General features: G+C 59.0%; 15 protein-coding genes and 2 pseudogenes. 3 read left to right on the top strand and 14 right to left on the bottom strand.

All coding sequences use genetic code 11. The features are described from left to right. Positions 1-165: 165 nt before the first annotated feature. The 5 genes and pseudogenes from ACZYOF_RS35805 to ACZYOF_RS35785 form a co-directional block, all read right to left on the bottom strand. Positions 166-2,394: pseudogene (locus tag ACZYOF_RS35805) on the bottom strand (class I SAM-dependent DNA methyltransferase); the annotation flags it as partial. A 246-nt stretch (positions 2,395-2,640) separates the two neighbouring features. Then, positions 2,641-3,279 (bottom strand): hypothetical protein, encoded by a 639-nt coding sequence (locus ACZYOF_RS35800; RefSeq protein ID WP_463718697.1) that lies wholly within the window; start codon positions 3,277-3,279, stop codon positions 2,641-2,643. After that, on the bottom strand, positions 3,280-3,600 hold the full coding sequence (locus ACZYOF_RS35795) for a hypothetical protein (protein ID WP_028168948.1): 321 nt from the start codon (positions 3,598-3,600) through the stop codon (positions 3,280-3,282). After that, positions 3,591-3,857, bottom strand: a complete 267-nt coding sequence (locus ACZYOF_RS35790; protein WP_028168947.1) for a hypothetical protein — start codon at positions 3,855-3,857, stop codon at positions 3,591-3,593. Before ACZYOF_RS35790 ends, ACZYOF_RS35795 begins: the two co-directional genes overlap by 10 nt. 5 nt (positions 3,858-3,862) lie before the next feature. Further along, on the bottom strand, positions 3,863-4,075 hold the full coding sequence (locus ACZYOF_RS35785) for a helix-turn-helix domain-containing protein (RefSeq protein WP_051397305.1): 213 nt from the start codon (positions 4,073-4,075) through the stop codon (positions 3,863-3,865). A 476-nt stretch (positions 4,076-4,551) separates the two neighbouring features. On the opposite strand from ACZYOF_RS35785, the gene ACZYOF_RS35780 reads away from it, so the two are divergent. Continuing rightward, positions 4,552-6,123, top strand: a complete 1,572-nt coding sequence (locus tag ACZYOF_RS35780) for a S10 family peptidase (protein ID WP_028168945.1) — start codon at positions 4,552-4,554, stop codon at positions 6,121-6,123. Positions 6,124-6,528: 405 nt separating this feature from the next. Continuing rightward, positions 6,529-6,747 (top strand): annotated as a pseudogene (locus ACZYOF_RS35775) (transposase); the annotation flags it as partial. A 337-nt stretch (positions 6,748-7,084) separates the two neighbouring features. Here the strand turns inward: ACZYOF_RS35775 and ACZYOF_RS35770 are convergent. The 8 genes from ACZYOF_RS35770 to ACZYOF_RS35735 form a co-directional block, all read right to left on the bottom strand. After that, positions 7,085-7,720, bottom strand: coding sequence for an effector protein NopP (locus ACZYOF_RS35770; protein WP_245287676.1), 636 nt, complete (start codon positions 7,718-7,720; stop codon positions 7,085-7,087). Positions 7,721-8,113: 393 nt separating this feature from the next. Next, entirely contained in the window at positions 8,114-8,518 is a 405-nt protein-coding gene (locus tag ACZYOF_RS35765; RefSeq protein WP_245287675.1) for a tetratricopeptide repeat protein, read from the bottom strand. A 220-nt stretch (positions 8,519-8,738) separates the two neighbouring features. Further along, entirely contained in the window at positions 8,739-10,856 is a 2,118-nt protein-coding gene (gene sctV / locus ACZYOF_RS35760) for a type III secretion system export apparatus subunit SctV (protein ID WP_028168942.1), read from the bottom strand. 11 nt (positions 10,857-10,867) lie between these two features. Beyond that, positions 10,868-11,296, bottom strand: a complete 429-nt coding sequence (locus tag ACZYOF_RS35755; protein ID WP_080664153.1) for a tetratricopeptide repeat protein — start codon at positions 11,294-11,296, stop codon at positions 10,868-10,870. A 1-nt stretch (position 11,297) separates the two neighbouring features. Then, on the bottom strand, positions 11,298-11,825 hold the full coding sequence (locus tag ACZYOF_RS35750; RefSeq protein ID WP_028168940.1) for a hypothetical protein: 528 nt from the start codon (positions 11,823-11,825) through the stop codon (positions 11,298-11,300). Positions 11,826-11,855: 30 nt separating this feature from the next. After that, a complete protein-coding gene (locus ACZYOF_RS35745; RefSeq protein ID WP_028168939.1) occupies positions 11,856-12,743 on the bottom strand; it encodes a SctD/MshK family protein in 888 nt (295 codons plus the stop codon). A 125-nt stretch (positions 12,744-12,868) separates the two neighbouring features. Beyond that, positions 12,869-13,075, bottom strand: a complete 207-nt coding sequence (locus ACZYOF_RS35740; RefSeq protein WP_028168938.1) for a hypothetical protein — start codon at positions 13,073-13,075, stop codon at positions 12,869-12,871. 47 nt (positions 13,076-13,122) lie between these two features. Next, positions 13,123-13,413, bottom strand: a complete 291-nt coding sequence (locus ACZYOF_RS35735; protein ID WP_035692794.1) for a hypothetical protein — start codon at positions 13,411-13,413, stop codon at positions 13,123-13,125. A 958-nt stretch (positions 13,414-14,371) separates the two neighbouring features. Here ACZYOF_RS35735 and ACZYOF_RS35730 point away from each other — a divergent pair. Then, positions 14,372-15,886 carry a DUF1521 domain-containing protein gene (locus ACZYOF_RS35730; protein ID WP_455998623.1) on the top strand — a complete coding sequence of 505 codons (1,515 nt, stop codon included), beginning with the start codon at positions 14,372-14,374 and terminating at the stop codon, positions 15,884-15,886. A 491-nt stretch (positions 15,887-16,377) separates the two neighbouring features. Here the strand turns inward: ACZYOF_RS35730 and ACZYOF_RS35725 are convergent, their stop codons facing one another. After that, positions 16,378-16,587, bottom strand: a complete 210-nt coding sequence (locus ACZYOF_RS35725) for a hypothetical protein (RefSeq protein ID WP_028169432.1) — start codon at positions 16,585-16,587, stop codon at positions 16,378-16,380. Positions 16,588-16,796 lie beyond the last annotated feature (209 nt).

The following is a 16,796-nucleotide window of genomic DNA, read 5'->3' as shown; positions in this document are numbered from 1 at the left end:
TCTCGACGACGGCGCTCGGCTTTTCACCTTCGCGCACTCGCTCCAACGCCATCATGCGGATTTCTTCCAGGGTTCGATGGTCAAGTTGTCGGCCGTCGCGTTTCATGCCGATAGCATACACCAACGCCGCAACAATGTCGCCTATAGTTCTGACCTATGAGTAAGCTGGTGCGCCCGCCTAGCTAAGGCATTCGCACCTTTGTCTCGGCTCGCCAGCCTTATCCTGCGAACCTCTTCCACGCGGGCATTGAGCGGTTCAATAGCTAAACCTTCCTTGAGATTCTGATCCTCGATCCAAATGCAAAACCGCGAGCCACCGTTTATGAAATCCTGCGCTCCGTAAATCCGTCGGAGAAACTTATTCCGCTGCGCATCATTTAAGCCAAGCGACGCGATTTCGTCGGAGCGCAACAGCAAGTGACCACCGTCACTCGGCTTGTTTCCGAACTCCATCACACTCAGCTCGCTGATCGGAGAGGACCGCTTTTCGACGATGACGCGAGGACCAAGTGTCAGATATGGTGTGATTGACGCCCCCTCGCGGACTGTAAGGCTATTTTGTTCGTCGTGTTGGTAAAGACGACGAGGTGCGCTGGTTGGTCGGCCGATCCCCACTATGACTACCGTCACGCCAGCCTTATTACTTGCGAGGTTCGACCACTTGAACGACGTGTAGGCGAAGAGAATATCGCAACCGGCGCTGAATAGGACCGGCCACAATATCGTTACAGATTGCCCTTGGCAGATTGAATTTGTGGCCACGAAGGCAGCAACCGCATTCGTGCTCGCCATGTACTCAGCCGCCTTGATGAACCAGCCAGCGACGTAGTCAAGAAATCCACTGGAGGACGTTCGTCCACCAAGCAGCGCGCGAACCTCGGCCTTTTGTTCTGCGCTCTGCCACGTGAAGCCAAGATAAGGTGGATTGCCGCAGATGTAGGTCTCTCCTCCTTCATTTTCAAAGTCGATCTGCGCCTGATCGAGCGGCGTGTGAAATAGGTCGTCCGCGTGATGCTTCACGCCCGTGCCGGTCGGCGGGCAGATACTTAACCAGTCGAGCCGCAGCGCGTTGCCACAGACAATCCAGTTCTGTGTATCCAACGGCAGGAAATCGGCCGAAGCTTCCTTCTGTCCGCGATAAAGAACGTCGCATTGGTACTCTGCGATGATCAGTGCTAGACGCGCGACCTCGGCAGGAAAATCGCGAAGCTCGATTCCTCGGAAGTTGGTAAGGGGAATTTCGCTGCGCCGGTCGGATTCGCCGCGCCGCCGATTGATCTCGGCCTCGATCTCGCGCATTTCCTTGTATGCGATGACAAGAAAATTGCCGGAGCCGCAGGCCGGATCGAACACCCTGATCTTTGCCATGCGTTTGCGCAGATTGAGCAGAGTGCGAGGATTGTTTCCGGCCTCCTCAAGTTGCGCCCGCAGGTCGTCGAGGAACAGCGGATTTAGCACTTTCAGGATATTCGGCACGCTTGTGTAATGCATGCCGAGCGCGCCACGCTCTTCATCGTCGGCTACAGCTTGGATCATCGATCCAAAGATATCCGGATTGATTTTTGTCCAGTCGAGATTACCGATGTGGAGCAGATAGGAACGCGCGATCCGGCTAAAGCACGGCACATCGGTATTCCCCGCAAATAGGCCACCATTGACATAAGGGAATTTGTTCGCCCACCGCGCAATTCCGGCTGGCTCCCGATCGTCGCGCTTCGTATTCATGGCCCGGAACAGTTCGCTGATCACCTCATGGGTGTTCGCGGAATTTCGCTCGCTCATCTGCTCGATCGTGGTCGTGAACAGACGGTTGCCTTCAAAGATGTCGGTGTCCTCAGCGAAGAAGCAGAAGATCAGCCGCGCCATGAAATGGTTCATTTCCGGGCGGCGCTCCACCGTACCCCATTCAGGGTTGTCTTTCAGAAGCTCGACGTAGAGCCTGTTCAGGCGGCTTGTGGCGCGGATATCGAAAGAGCTTTCGCGGACTTGCTTGACCGTGGTGATTCCGGCGAGCGGCAGGAAAAAACCAAAATGGTCCGGGAAGTCCCGATAGGCGCAAGCAATCGGCGCTTCGTCCGATTCTAGCTCCTCAGCTTCGAGCGTCTCGCCGTCGGTGGCGAGGATGTACCGCGCCTTCGCCCTGGCCGTCGCCGGACTGGCCTTGAGGGCGGCAAGGGTCTTAGTGACGTCGCCTGGCGCACAGACCGCGATGTGGATATGGTTCGTTTGCAGGACACCGCCCAGATCGGACTTGTTGGATGCACCCGCACGCAGCCGCTTGATTGTCGTGTCCTTGTTCCCGAAAGCTTGCAGGAAAGCGAAAGGGAACTCGACCGAGACGAATGCCTGCTCGGCGAGAGCCGAGATGGCTTCCTCGATCTCAACAGCATTCATACTGTCCCTACCCCCAAAAGTTCAGCTTTCAACGTTTCGTATTGTTCGGCTCAGCCATTGGCGCAGGCAATGGCCGGGTTCGGCTGCTACTACGATTCGTATAGTAACCTACCGTTTTTTGCGGCGATAGGTGCCCTTTACCACCAAAAGTGTGCGTGAAAAGATAAGGCCAGCCGGCAAAGGTCGGGCGGCGAGCCGGTCCGGTTTCCGCTCAGAGGTACTCCGTAGTGCTGCGTGGACGCGATACTATGCGGGCAGGTACTGCTCGGCCTTGCGGCGCAAGCCCGCCAGTTCGTCGACGCTGATCTCGCCGCGCTTGAGCAGCTCGGGCAGTCCGGTCTCAATCGATTCCTCGACCTCGGCGCGGGTCGCCTTGCGGCGCTCGCGGTACCAGACGACGCGCTCCGGATCGCCGAGGCGAAAGAGAACGCCATCGCCGCAGCGCACGGCGCTGTATTGCTTCGTCACCCAGATGCCGATTGCGCCCGGATTCCTTCTGATCATCGTGCCCGCAGGCTCGCGATGGTCGGACGGCAGGTCCTTTTCGTTGCGCCGCATGCGCGGGTTTGCGAGGAACGGACAGGCCTGCACGGCATACTCGGCGCATTCCCAATGCGACGGCGGCTCCGAGATGTTGCGATTGATCGCGCACATCGGGCCGATCGGGAACGCCTTGTAGACGCCGAGCGGCTGGCCACAAATCCAGCAGAGCTTGCGGTTGACAGCCTGCGCGAGCTTGCCGGGACCGATCACCCGGAAATCCGGCTCGCGATCGATCCAGGCGACGAACCAAGGCACGTAGTAGCCGGTCGCCGAGACCGGCTGGCGCTTGATGCGATCAGGGGTCGGCAACGACCAGATCGCCTGATTCAGCCGCGTCTCCATTCAGCCCCTCCTGCAGCGCCAGTATCGACGATGACCGATCCGGTAATACCGACGGCCGTGTTCGCAGACGTCGCGCCGCCTGTGCTCGCGGCGCCGCTCGGTCCTCGGTATTGCCGGCTCGGCCATGTCGACCAATGGCGCGACCGCCGGCACGAACAGCGGCAGCCGGTCGGCCTTTGCCGTCGACCGCTGCGGCTCATCGTCCGCAACGCTGGTCGTCGCTGCAGCCGGTGGCGCCGCGTCGCGCTGGCTCGCTGCAATCATCAGCAGCGACCAGATCGCGGCGGCGCCGGACATCACCTTGAATGCGGTCAGCGCCATTTCACCGGCTCGATCTGGCAAGGGAGCTTGATGCTTTTCGGGTCCTCCGGCCGGCCTGCCGTCGTCACCATGGTGGTGAAGCCGCAGACGTCGCAGGCAATGGTGAAGTAGCCGCAGCGCTCTGCGGGGTATGGCAGGCCAGTCTGGCAGAACGGCTTGGCGCCGCGCGTCAGGTCGAGGTCGATGCCATCGGGATAGTTGGGATTCGACGGATGCGCCGGCTCGCAGCCGCGATCGATCCAGCTCACATGAATCATCGGGCCTACATCTCCGGCAGTGAGGCGAACATCGCGTCGATGGAATCCAGGTCGACCAGGGTTCGGGTGTCGAACTTGTAGGCTCTGATCCGCTTGGCGTTGATCAGCTCATAGCACTTGGTGTGCGAGAACCTGCCGTAGCGGCACGCCTCCTTGATCGTCGCCAGGCGCCGCCCGGTCGGGGTGACAACGGTGTCGATCTCTTCCTTCTCGGTCATCTCAATCCTCACTTTCTCGCTCAGCTCCGCTCTGCGCTTGATGCGGCGAGCCGATACGCGGCCCTTGTGGCAAGCCTCGCGTCCATTCCCTGGCAAGGTTCATCATCGCATTCACTGCCGTCGAGATCGGCCAGCTCGACATAGGCCCAGTCGTGCCAGCGCGGAGCTTTGGTTGGTCCCTTTGCCGGAGACAGGCGGCGCCAGCGTGCTTGGGTAGGCTCTGTGCCATTGCGCAGGCGGTGCCGCCGACAGGCGGTCCGTGCCCTCAGGAATAGAGGCGACTACTAGACTTAGTAGGTTTGTTGTTCCCTGCTCTCAGCTAACTGAGGAGAGCCGTTTGGCAGATACGCCTCGTGCAACATAAGGCAGAACCACCCAACAGAATGCAACTATAGGTAAAAGTCCAGACCGTCCCGCAACCTTAAACCGTCGCAATCGGCCGCTGACAGAAAGTGCGGCCGGACCGGAGAAACTCCATGCTGTTCGATTTGACCGCGCGGCGCCACACCCCTCTCGCGCTCGCTCTATTTGCGTGCGCCGTGATGGGGAGCGCCCGGGCCGACGATCCGCCGCCGCGCCCCGATGCCACGACGCCGGCCGGCCAGAAGGGCGGGCCCGGCGCGCGCGGCGCCAGTGCGCCTAGTTCCCCATCGGCGGCCGAGCAGCATCGCCTGCCGCCGGATTCCACCGTCAAACAGACGCTGGAGCTGCCCGGGCGGACGCTTCGTTTCATCGCGACTGCGGGCTCGATCCGCATGTTCGACGACAAGGGCGAGCCGCAGGCCGACATCGCCTACACCTCCTATCAGCTCGACGGCACAGATCGCGCCACGCGTCCGGTGACGTTCCTCTTCAATGGCGGCCCCGGGTCATCCTCTGCTTGGCTGCAGTTCGGCAGTGCCGGGCCATGGCGGCTGCCGATCGATGCGGAAACCGTCACGGCGTCGGCCTCGCCCGAGGTCAGGCCCAACGCCGAGACCTGGCTCGATTTCACCGACCTCGTGTTCATCGATCCCGTCGGCACCGGCTACAGCCGTTTCGTGGCGACAGGCGAGGATGTGCGCAGGCGGTTCTATTCGGTCGATGGCGATGCCAGTTCAATCGCGCTTGTGATCCGCCGCTGGCTCGAGAAGCACGAGCGGCTCTCCTCGCCGAAATATGTCGCGGGCGAAAGCTATGGCGGCATTCGCGGACCGAAGGTTGTGCGCAATCTGCAGATGCAGCAGGGCGTCGGCGTGAAGGGCCTGATCCTGCTCTCGCCACTGTTCGACTACCGCCAGTTCACAGGCACGAGCTTTCTGCAACACGTCGCGAGGCTGCCAACCTATGTCGCGGTGGCCCGCGAAGCCAAGGGCGAGGGCAGGGGGGCGGTCAAACGTGCCGATCTCGCCGATGTCGAAGCTTACGCGCGTGGCGAATTCTTGGCCGACCTCGACAAGGGCGAGGCAGACAAGGAGGCCACCAACCGTCTCGCCGACAAGGTCGCCGCTTTGACCGGCATCGACCAGGCCGTAAGCCGACGGCTCGCCGGGCGCTTTGACCGCGGCGAATTCCGCCGCGAGTTCGACCGCAAGAGCGGCAAGGTGACCGGCGGTTATGACGCCTCGGTGCGCGGCCTCGATCCCTATCCGGACTCCGATAGCTACCGCTTCGGCGATCCCTCGGGCGATGCGCTGGCGGCGCCGCTGACGAGTGCCGCCGTCGATGTCCTGACGCGCAAGCTCAACTGGCGGCCGGACGGCTCCTATGAACTGCTCAACCGCGCGGTCACGCGGGCCTGGAATTTCGGCCACGGCAGCCCTCCGCAGTCGCTGTCGGAGCTGCGCGAGATCCTTGCCACGGACGCGAAGATGAACGTGCTGGTCGCGCACGGCCTGTTCGATATTGTCACGCCCTATTTCGGCTCGAAGCTGGCGCTCGATCAGTTGCCGCCCTTTGCGTCGGCGCCGCGGGTCAAACTCGTGGTCTATCCGGGCGGCCACATGTTCTATTCACGCGACGCCTCGCGCCAGGCATTTCGTGCAGAGGTCGAAGCGATGATGAAGTAGGGCGTGTGTTCATCAAGCCGGCGGCGAACTAAGTCACAAGCAGGTCGCGTTCTTCGCCTACAGTAGATCGGCGTTTCTTAGTGCAAGAGGCGCGGGGCAGAATGAGCAAGCAGGCGGCGGCGGCCATGAAAGTAGCCGACGCGCTCGTCGAGCAAATCCGTCCGCTGCTCGCAGGAAAGGGGCCCGGAAGTGCAAGGCGCGCCGATCGGTCAATTGCTGGGGATCTTCATTGCCGGCCATCCGCCGGAATTTCGCGAGCAATCGCGCAACGTTCTGCTTCATGCGCCTGATGGATCCGGAGACAACCCTCCATCAAGAAAAAGATGAATGTGGAAGACCTAAATCCGAAATTTGCGCACTGCTTTATGCGATTTATCACACTTCGGGCGTCGCTCACACCAATACGTTGAAGGTTACTTCTCAATCCTTGACCGGGGCATCATCGGAACGTATCACCACGTCAGCCAGCAGCATCTTAAGCGGCGCTATCTGGCTGAATTTGCTTTCCGCTGCAACGAGCGCGCTTCGCTCGGTGTCACCGACAAAGATCGTGCGGCGCGCTTGCTGAAAGGCATCGTTGGCAACCGTCTTACCTATCGACGACCTAACGAAGATCACTCACAAGAAGCAGGCGGCTATAAGCCTCCGGTAAGGCCTTCACTGAGCGCGTACCATAATTCGGACGACGCATAGTTCATCTTAGAACTGAAAGAGCGGCGCCAACGTCCCTGAGCTCAGCATGCATGGGCATAGAGCGGCTCGTTCATGGAGCCAAAACGCAAGGGTCAGGACGAGCTCTCTAGACGAGGCGCTTGCTCAAGGGACATGGCGGCCTGCAGCTGAGCCGTCAGATTCCGCTACCGCTCGATACGACCGGCGCGCAGGCAATAATTGCAGGCAGTAAGATCTGCATGGAGAGAGGGGCGTATCATACCCTCTCTCTCCGCGCCGAGACGACCCTCTACATAAAGTCATCGTCCTCCCAATCCGGCGAGACATTTCTCGCGCGCTCGGAACGTTCCGTATCCCTGCCTTCACTCTCTTCCGCTTTGGAAAGGTAAAGGGGAGGTTTGTTTGTTCGCTGCCATTCACCGTCGCTGTTCTTGATCCACTTGTCGGGATGCCGGGTAGGGTCAAGCACCATCATCGAGTCACCTATCTCAACAAAACCCAGCGCTGCTGCACGGGCTTTTGCTTCCGGATTCACGGGATGAGAAAGGACTAACGGCTTGTCGCCGTCTGACCGAAGCTGATGCTCCAGCAAAATGTCGCCCGCGTTATCGACGAGGGGATGCGTAACCCGAAAGTCTACCGTCGACGTGATTTCAGACCGTCCGGGAAACTGTTCCCGCCAGCGCGCGCGTGCCTTTTCCCCTTTGAACACATCACGCATGTTAGCTCCACCTTCCGTTCGGAGAAGTCCAACGCTTTTGTTTCCCAATTGATAGCTGAAGTGTCGTGCGTCGTCCGAGCCTTCTTTCCTGCCATGATTATAGGCAACGTCCGCAGCGCGCTCCGCTTTCAATGCCACCGAACGCGAGTATTGCTGAGGATTGGCGGCGATATGCTCGATTTCATCCCCATAGAAATCTTCCAATTTGTCCTGAAATGAGGACCTTGAGATCTCCACGATGGGTGGTCTGGTGCTCAGTGAGTACGGCCGTGCTGTCGCCGAGGATGAATCAGTGTAGGACTCCCGCGGCGCTATCTGCATATGGGAGAACACGTCCTCGAAGCTTCGGCCTTGATCTGTTTGCCTACCGTCGATAGCAGACTGTGTCATTCTATCAGAGTCGGAATTGCCCATCCATGGAAAGCTGGGTGAGGCATTTATTCGATTGTACATGGACGTTCGCGCTCCTATCTGCGAAAGCTGTATTGAGTGTCAACCTGCTAAGGCCGAGCGGAGCTTGATAGCCAGCCTTCCTGACGAAAAGCTGACTGCAGGTTGTCGGGCGTCTTGCAAGTCAGGTTGTACCGTAAGCGTATGCTACGGCTGTTCTGCCAGCGCACGTCGTTCGTGCGAAAGCTGTTGGAGGCTGGAGTTCCCGCTGTCTGCTTTCCCGGCGAGTGCGAGCGATAGGCCAAGATTGTTGCGCAACATCTGATTGCCTGGGGCGGCTGCGAGAGCCTGCCGATATAGCGCTTGGGCCTCATCATGGCGCCCCTCGGCGTCGAGGACCACCCCCTTTGCGTTCAGGGCACGCAAGTCACCAGGGGCTGTAAGCAAGATCTTGTCGGCTACCTTAAGCGCCTCACCCGCGCGTTTCTGTGCCAGAAGGGTCTGCGTAAGTGAGATTGCCGCATCGACATTGTCTGGTTCTTGCTTCAGAGCCTCGCGCAAACTCTCCTCGTCGGTAACCCGGAGGAGGGCGTGCGCAATGCGCTCGCGCATAGCAGGATCGATGTCCTTAGCGCCGAGCAACTCTGGCCGCGGCGTCGCTTGTACTGAGATGGCTGGGTGATCCGAGCTGGTGCAACCTCCGACCACAAGAATCGCGAACAAGGCGAGGAGAGTTAAGCCCGAGGGCGGATGGAACGCATACCATCGAGCAGCGGATGTTCTCGCAGGTGAATTCATGCTGTCCATTGTCACGACCGACTGCTGTGCGCTGTTAGCCGGCTGTGGCGAGCTGGCTGCGTTGGTCTCCTGCCGGAGCTTTTTCCTTGGGACCTGTAAGCTTGAGCGAGCCCACTGGCTGGACCGTGAAATCGGAGGCGAGATCCTGATAGGACAGAACAGGAAGATCGATCCCGTTGCGGGTGAGAAAGCCGCGGACGAAGCGCCGGATATCCAGCGAACTCAGGATGACGGGCTGGCTCTGACCTGGTGGCATGCCTGAATGAATCTGACGCAGTTGCGACAACAACATCTCGCTCTGCCGGTCCTCCAGCGCGAGGTATGGCCCGACGGCAGTTTCTCGCACCGCACTGCGAATCACATCCTCAGTTTCACGTTCGATGATAAAGGCGGGCAGAACACGGTGAGCGTTGGCGTAGCGATAGCAGATTTGCCGTTTCAGGCCGGAGCGGACGTATTCGGTGAGCAGGACAGCGTTTTGCTCGCGTTCGCTCCATTCGGCGAACGCTTCCAAGACCAGGCGGGTGTTACGAATCGGGATGTCCTCGTCGAGCAGACGACGCAGGACCTCGGCGATCCGGGGAACTGGAGTCGTTCGTAGCACTTCCTTCACCAGATCAGTATATTCCTGCTCCATCCGGGCGAGCAATTGTCGCGTCTCTTGAATGCCGACCAAGCGCTGCGCATATCGCGTCAGTACGGAACTGACGCGCAAGGCGATGATTTCGCTCGGACGGTGATGCCCGATTCCGGCCGCTTTGAGAGCCGGTGCATGGCTCTGTTCGATCCAGATCCGGCCAGTGTCTGGATCTTGCCGATACGGGATGCCGCTCAATTCAATGTTCGCTCGGTCGTCGGTGAGGGCGAGCTGCGTCGGGTCGACTCGATCCCGTTCAACCGGTACCCCTTCCACATCCAGCCTGAACTCGGACTGGGCCAAACGTGGATCCACCTGGACTGGAATGCGGGGAATCGTGATGCCAAGATCGGCTGAGACCAATGCCGAAATGCGCGCGATGTGCTGCCCAACTTCCTCTTTGTCAATCGCATTTATCAGGTTCGGCGCAACCAATAGCGCGACCGGAAGCGCCTCCGCAGGTATGGTTTGCTTTTGAGCCTGCGCTGGACTCGTAGTCGGAGCACTAACGTTGGCGGCCGTCTTAGAGCCGGTGTTCGCGCCTTGCACACCGCCCTTGACATAGCTCGCCCCGGTAAAAACTGCAGCCAGCATGAGAAACGGGGACAAGGGGAAACCAGGTATCAGCCCCATGAGAAGTAAGACGCCGGCTGCCAGCCGCAATGCCGGGGTACTGGCCGTGAGTTGGTTGATGATATCGGCACCAAGCTTGAGCTTGGAGGGCCCATTTACACGTGTGACGATGGTTGCAGCCGTAACCGACAGCAGGAGCGCCGGAATCTGAGAAATCAGCGCGTCGCCGATGGTGAGCAGCGTATATTGATGCAACGCCTCATCAATGGACATGCCCTTCGAGAGCAGTCCGATGCTAATTCCTCCGAGCATGTTGATGCAGATGACTATGAGTCCGGCGATGGCATCGCCTTTGACGAACTTCATGGCGCCATCCATCGCACCATGAAGTTGACTTTCCCGCTCCAGTGAGGCTCGCCGGCTGCGTGCGTCGCGCTGATCGATATGACCGTTGCGTAGCTCCGCGTCGATAGCCATCTGCTTGCCTGGCAGAGCGTCGAGGGTGAATCGTGCGGAGACTTCAGCGACGCGCTCGGCTCCCTTCGCGAGAACCATGAACTGCACCATGGTCACGATCAGAAATATAACAATGCCGACAGCGATGTTCCCCGATATCACGAACTCACCGAAGGTGTGAATGATGCTGCCGGCGTCTCCTTCAGCGAGGATCAGCCGCGTTGTCGCGATGGTCAGCGCCAGACGAAAGACGGTAGAGATCAGGATGACGCCCGGCAAGGATGAAAAATCCAGTGGCGTACTGAGATAGAGAGCAACCATCAGCAACAGAACGGCAAAACCCAGATTGAAGCCGATCAGCATATCGATCACGACGATCGGGATCGGCATGATCATCATTCCGATTGCCAGAAGCAGCATGAACGCGACCATGAAGTCCGCGTGGAATGGCGCGCGCACGATAAGCCTACGAAGAAGGTGTGCCATGAAGAGCCTTCTTATTGTTGTTCCGTTGGCGCTGTCCTGCCACGCAAGGATACATAATCTTTGAAGACCGCCCGCGCCTCGTCCATACGGCCGGCGCGTCGTAGCGCGTGACTGCGCAGAAGCGTCAAGGGCAGACGCGAAGAGGGATCCTCATCAAGCATGTCGAGTCTATCCAGCACATTAAGTGCTTCATTGCCAAAGCCCTCCGAGATGAGAGCATAGGTAAGAATGCGAAGCAGGTCGACGTCTCGCGAATCTTCATGGGCAAAGAGCCGCAACAGAGCGAGAGCTCGTGCGCTCTGTCCACACGCAAGGTGGACGAAGGATATTGCGCAGACCAAATCGCGCTCTTGCCCGGAGATTGGCAAGACATCGCCGGTTTTGATAGCTTCGGCCGGCGACGGTAGACTGGCGAGGTGCGATCCGCCCGAATTGACCATGCTAGCCCTTGATCAAGCTGTTCTGGTTCTGCCGGAGCAGGATCAGCCGGCGGAGCTCCTGCTGCAGTGCGTCGATCCCTTCGCGCGCCACCGAGTTCTCCGCTCCGGCCCATAGCCGGTCGGCCAAGCGCTCCAGGAGAACACCGTGCTTCTCTGCTCGCAGCACGTCCGGATCACGCAGGCGTGGGGTGACGAAGGAGAGCAGACCTGTCGCGAGATTGCGGCCATAAAGTGAAGCGAGTGCCGCACGGGGGTCGATCTCAGCGATCGGGACGCGCCTCTCGTTGAGGCTGACACGCGAGACGGCATCGATATCGTCGACCTCAAGCGAGGCCTCGATTGACAGATCGGGTGCCTCAGTATCCGGCCAAATCGACCCGTGCCTGTTCTCGCCGCCGCCATCAGTGCGATCGATCTCTAAATGATGGACTTGAGGGAGGGCCGGCTTGTTCGCTGGCTCATGGTCTTGGGTGTTGAGCCTTTGCGAAGAGGTGCCAAATCCGACAGGATGCTGCGGCAGCTTGGTCATGACATTCTCCTTTCCTGCGGTACTGGAGCTCTAATAGGGGAGAGCAGCAAGTCGTCCATTCCGGCTAAGCAGTACGCGTCCCGCCTCGATTCGATCCACCGTCCATCCATCATTCAACAGCGCCCCCACGAAGTATTTTTGGCCGCCAATAAGAAGATAGGGGTGGGCTCCGCGCCACACCGCCTGGACAGCTATTGAGGAGGGAGGCTTATCCTCCTTTACGATCACCCCGTTTACGAGTGTCAGCGAGCCGTTCGTATGCTGATCGAACCAGCGCTGAACCTCCTGCCACCTAGTGACTAACGCAGGGGTAACGGTGCCCTCCGCGCTGACTACACCTGGTCCAGGCGCGATTTTGATATTGAGAAGTCCCGCTTTATTCACCTCCTCTTGCAGCAGTTCGGCGGCTGCATCGAGGGGGCGATCATTAGGACCGTTGAGCGTCAGCTTGGCTGGAAGTGGGGCGCCAGGGGGCGCATCGGGGCTCACTGCACCGGCACTGCCGTCAAACAGGAAGCTGATTGCGAGAGTGGCGATCCCGACAGAGCTCAGCAAGACCAACGAGACTGCGATTATCGAAAGACGGGATAGGCCGATTGATCCTCGTGCCGAATCCTGTGTGCAACGAATGGACATCGTGCCCGCATGAATGACAGCAGGAAGAGAAATAACAACCCGCTTGCCTACGGCAATATCTCCGTTTCCCTCTATGCTGACTCCGGCTGCTAGGGCCTCGATCTCAATCGAACCGTGCAGGGGGGTGAGACGGAAGTGATTGGGCTCGAGCCCCTGTTCGACGAAGACGATATCAGCATCGAGGCCACTTCCGATAAGACTCGTTCCGACCGGCGCTTCACCACTCACCCCAGAATAAGGCCCTGATAGCACTTCGAAATGAACGGAAGCCGGTTCATTCACGGAGATTCTCCTGAGAAACGAGAGAAGCCGTACGGCGTTGCCGTACGGCTGGTTCCGAGTTCGTCAAGCTATGGAGAGCCTCCCGCACGCGAAAAGAGCCGGCCGTGAGCCTCCCTCTTGCAGCGCTAGCTAACGCGCTCGTCGGCAACCTTCTTTTCGGACGAGAGCTCGGTCGTAATTCTGCGCATCATGATGCTCTTGGCCTGAGCCTGTTTGCTGACACGCTCCAGCTCGGCGAGCTGCGCTGCGAAATCGCCGTCCCCGGTAGCACCGGCCTGCTGATTCGCCGCGGGTCCAAATCCGGCGGGGGAACCACCAACGGGAGAAACCATATCGAGTCACCTTTCTGTTTGGAAGTTACTGTTACTGATCACCTGCCTCACGCCGCAGCTAGCGTGATGAGGGCAGGAAATGCAATCATGACATGTGCGCTTGGCGCGTCATTCGAGAGAGTCAATTCGCCGTTGCCGTGGTTGAACTGCGGCTTGCTTCCTGCGGCAGGGCCATTGTCCTTGGCGACCTTGTCATCATCAACCTTCTCCGGCTCCAATTTGTGAATAACCCTCTCGAAAGCTTTGTCGAGTACCCCACCGACAGCGGAGCCAATCGCCGCGCCCTGCGGTCCACCGAGGTATCCACCAGCCGCGCTTCCGATCATTTCTCCAATCATCGCATTCTCCTATCTTCATCTCCATTACGGTCAATAGACGACTCCTCGCCTAGAGATCAGCGCTGACATCCTAGGAGCATTACCTTTCAAGAAGCTGACGAGTCTTCGAAGGGCCGAGGAATGAGTCGATGTCGCCAAATTTATCTTTCATCGGAAAATGTGTCGGTACTCTCGCTTCAGCCGATGTTGTCGCGCAAGACGCCGTACGTCTTGCGCTTCAAAGCTTGAGCGGTTGCAACTCGTTGCTGGCGTATGAGCTGTGCCAGCTGTCGGTCCAACGAGCATGGTTCCGAGCAGCTCGACTGCAAAGCTGGATCGCCTGGTGCTCATCAAGCGCCGTGCACAACGTCCTTAAGATATCTGCCGTGGCGCTTGCCTCGAGCAATCAAGTGGTAGACAAATCGACTGCGGCGTACGTGTGCAAGTGCCTGGTCTCAAGACTCGAGCGAAATCAGTTTCGAAGCGGCGTTTGTACCGAACATGGCCGTCCGAGGCGCCTAAGACCGCCTCGAGCATTCACGCGAGAGGCTCGGCCGAAGTTCTTCAGAGATCGTGGATGCTCGCCCTCCGCACGTCCCAAGATGTCGTGTTCCGCCGCCCATCATGAAGAGCGTTTCGTTGCGGTCGCGAGCTCTCAGCGTTAGTTCAGGCGATACGCAAGCGGATGTGCTGGTGGACGATCATCCTATCGTCAGCTTTTAGACAGGTACTCCGGATACATTTCCTGCGACTTGGTTACGCTCGACGTGAGAGTCCCGAATTGCCATGCGGCAAGGGGTTAAGAGAAGTGGTCCGCCGATCAAGACTGTTGTCACCCGCAACAAGAAACGCGAGAGCGCGTGCTGCTGGCCGTGGCGTGGGATTGGTTTTGAAGGGCCTTGGCGCAACGTGCCAAGTTGATTGTGCGGGTGGTCCTCGCAGTCTGTCGCTGCCTTCAATGCAATAGGAGTGAATGAAAATGCCGTATCTTCCCGTAGTGGGTGGTTCCAATCCGGCGGTGGGGCTAGTGCCTGAAGGTGCGCCCGCCGTTCCAATGTTCAACGTGGTGTTGGGGCAGTACGCCGGCGCCGTCGGCGTCCCGGTGGGGGCCTACCAATACCTCCCGGTAAATACTTCGGCCCTCGTCGCACCCGCCGTCCTCAATCCGGTCTACGTTGCTCCAACCCTTCTCGCCCCGCCGCCGCCTCCCCAGTTCGCGTCGGTCGCCCAGAACCAGGGCTCGTCGTCCTCAATTGATCCGGTCTGGACGCATGAGGTTCATGACGGCAAGGCCACCATCCACCTTGGCGATAAATATACAATCACGGCGGACGAGAAGCATGGCACCTGGACCGTTCGGAACAATGAAACCGGCCATGTCTCGAAGATTCATGGCGATCCGCATGTCGATGCTAATGGGGACGGCAAGGACGATTTCGACTTCAAGAAGGGCATGACCCTGCAACTCGACGATGGCACGAAGATCACCGTGGATACGGCCGACTACGGCAACGGCAAGAGCATTTCGTCCAAGCTCACCATCACGAATGGTAGCAACGCCATGGTTGTCGAGGGGCTCGGTGACGACAAGGATGGTGCCAACAATCTGAAGGTGACGCAGTCCAACGCCGGCCTCACTCTCGATGAGCTGACACCCGATGGTTCACAAACGATCCATGAGCAAGGTCAGGGTTGGGTCGACGGCGCCGGGCGCGAGGTGGATCAGGCCAGTATCGATGCTGGTGAAGCGGGGCGTGCGCCGGGCAGCGGCTCCCAGTCCCAGTACACTCCTGCCTCGCTTGCTGCTCCGTTGTACTACTACACTCCAGTTTTTGTTCCTCCTCCGCCGCCTCCATCGATGATCCCAGTTGCGACGAACCAGAGCCCGCCACCTAAACCAGCTCCGGTGTGGTCGCATGAGGTCCATGACGGCAAGGCAACGATTCACCTTGGCGATAAATATACAATCACGGCGGACGAGAAGCATGGCACCTGGACCGTTCGGAACAATGAAACCGGCCATGTCTCGAAGATTCATGGCGATCCGCATGTCGATGCTAATGGGGACGGCAAGGACGATTTCGACTTCAAGAAGGGCATGACCCTGCAACTCGACGATGGCACGAAGATCACCGTGGATACGGCCGACTACGGCAACGGCAAGAGCATTTCGTCCAAGCTCACCATCACGAACGGCGACAACGCCATGGTTGTCGAGGGGCTCGGTGACGACAAGGATGGTGCCAACAATCTGAAGGTGACGCAGTCCAATGCTGGCCGAACCCTCGATCAGCTGACATCGGATGGTGCACAGACGATATATGAGCAGGGTCAAGGGTGGGTCGATAGATCCGGATGTGAGGTCAACCAGGCGAGCATCGACGCCAATGAGCGTAGATCCGGATGTGAGGTCAACCAGGCGAGCATCGCCGCCAATGAGCGTGTCAAGCTGATTCGACGCTTGCTCCAAGGCCGCGGGGTGGGGCCGATCTGAGCGCAGTTCAAGAAAAGGGGAGCGGACGCTGTCGCCCGCTCCCATTCTTCTCAGCGCGGGCGCGCAGGGAAGCGCCTCGCTTGGCGCTATCCATGCATTAGCCGCGCTCTCATGTTTTCGATGATCGGGCTGTCATATCTCTGCCGCTAACAGTCGGCAACGAAGGCGCGACACGGATGCGTGGGGGCGTCTCGTCTATAAGACACCTTTATGGCCTGCGGGTTTGTAGATGCGCGATTGGCCCAAGCGAGGCGAGTCCGTTCGACATACGAGCGAGATGTCTTGGGCTACCGAGAGACGGCTGACCGGAGTGGCCGGAGCGAGAAGAACCCTAAGGACTGTAACGCCAACTTACCGCAACCGATCTGAACGACCAGTACCATTGAGGTGCGGATCGTTCAGCTGCGGAGAAGTTCCTCTCTTTCCTCTCTTCTCACCGTTGTTTGGATGTGCCATTCACGGCTCGCTATTGCCGATTCGGCGGAGCCGACTCAAACATCCTCTTCTGTATCGTCCATGGCAGAGTCGAGATCGGCCTGCGCATCGTTGACAATTCGCATTGCGATCATGCCAAGAGCCATTTCGAAAGCTTTGCGTTGTTGCATGGCCTGCGAGTTGGCGTCATCGCCCCCCTCGGTTCCGTCAACATTCGCGCCGTTATTGCTTCCCGCGGCTCCGATATCGGGTGCACCTGCGTTCATCTTCGTAACATCGCCTGTTGATAACCCATTCTCTGATGCTAGCAGCGTTAGCTTTCGAGAAGCTGACGAGGCTCAGGGCGCTTGAAATGGACCCCGATTGTGGGACCACGTGCTTAGTTGGAAGGGGCTGCTCCGTTTGATAGACGGAGCGCATGATGACGACAAAGACGAGACGCAAGATCGACGCGGCACTGAAGGCAAAGATCGCG

The sequence above is a fragment of the Bradyrhizobium sp. LeoA1Lang genome, from assembly GCF_055413685.1.
This window is presented reverse-complemented; position numbering and strand designations above follow the sequence as displayed.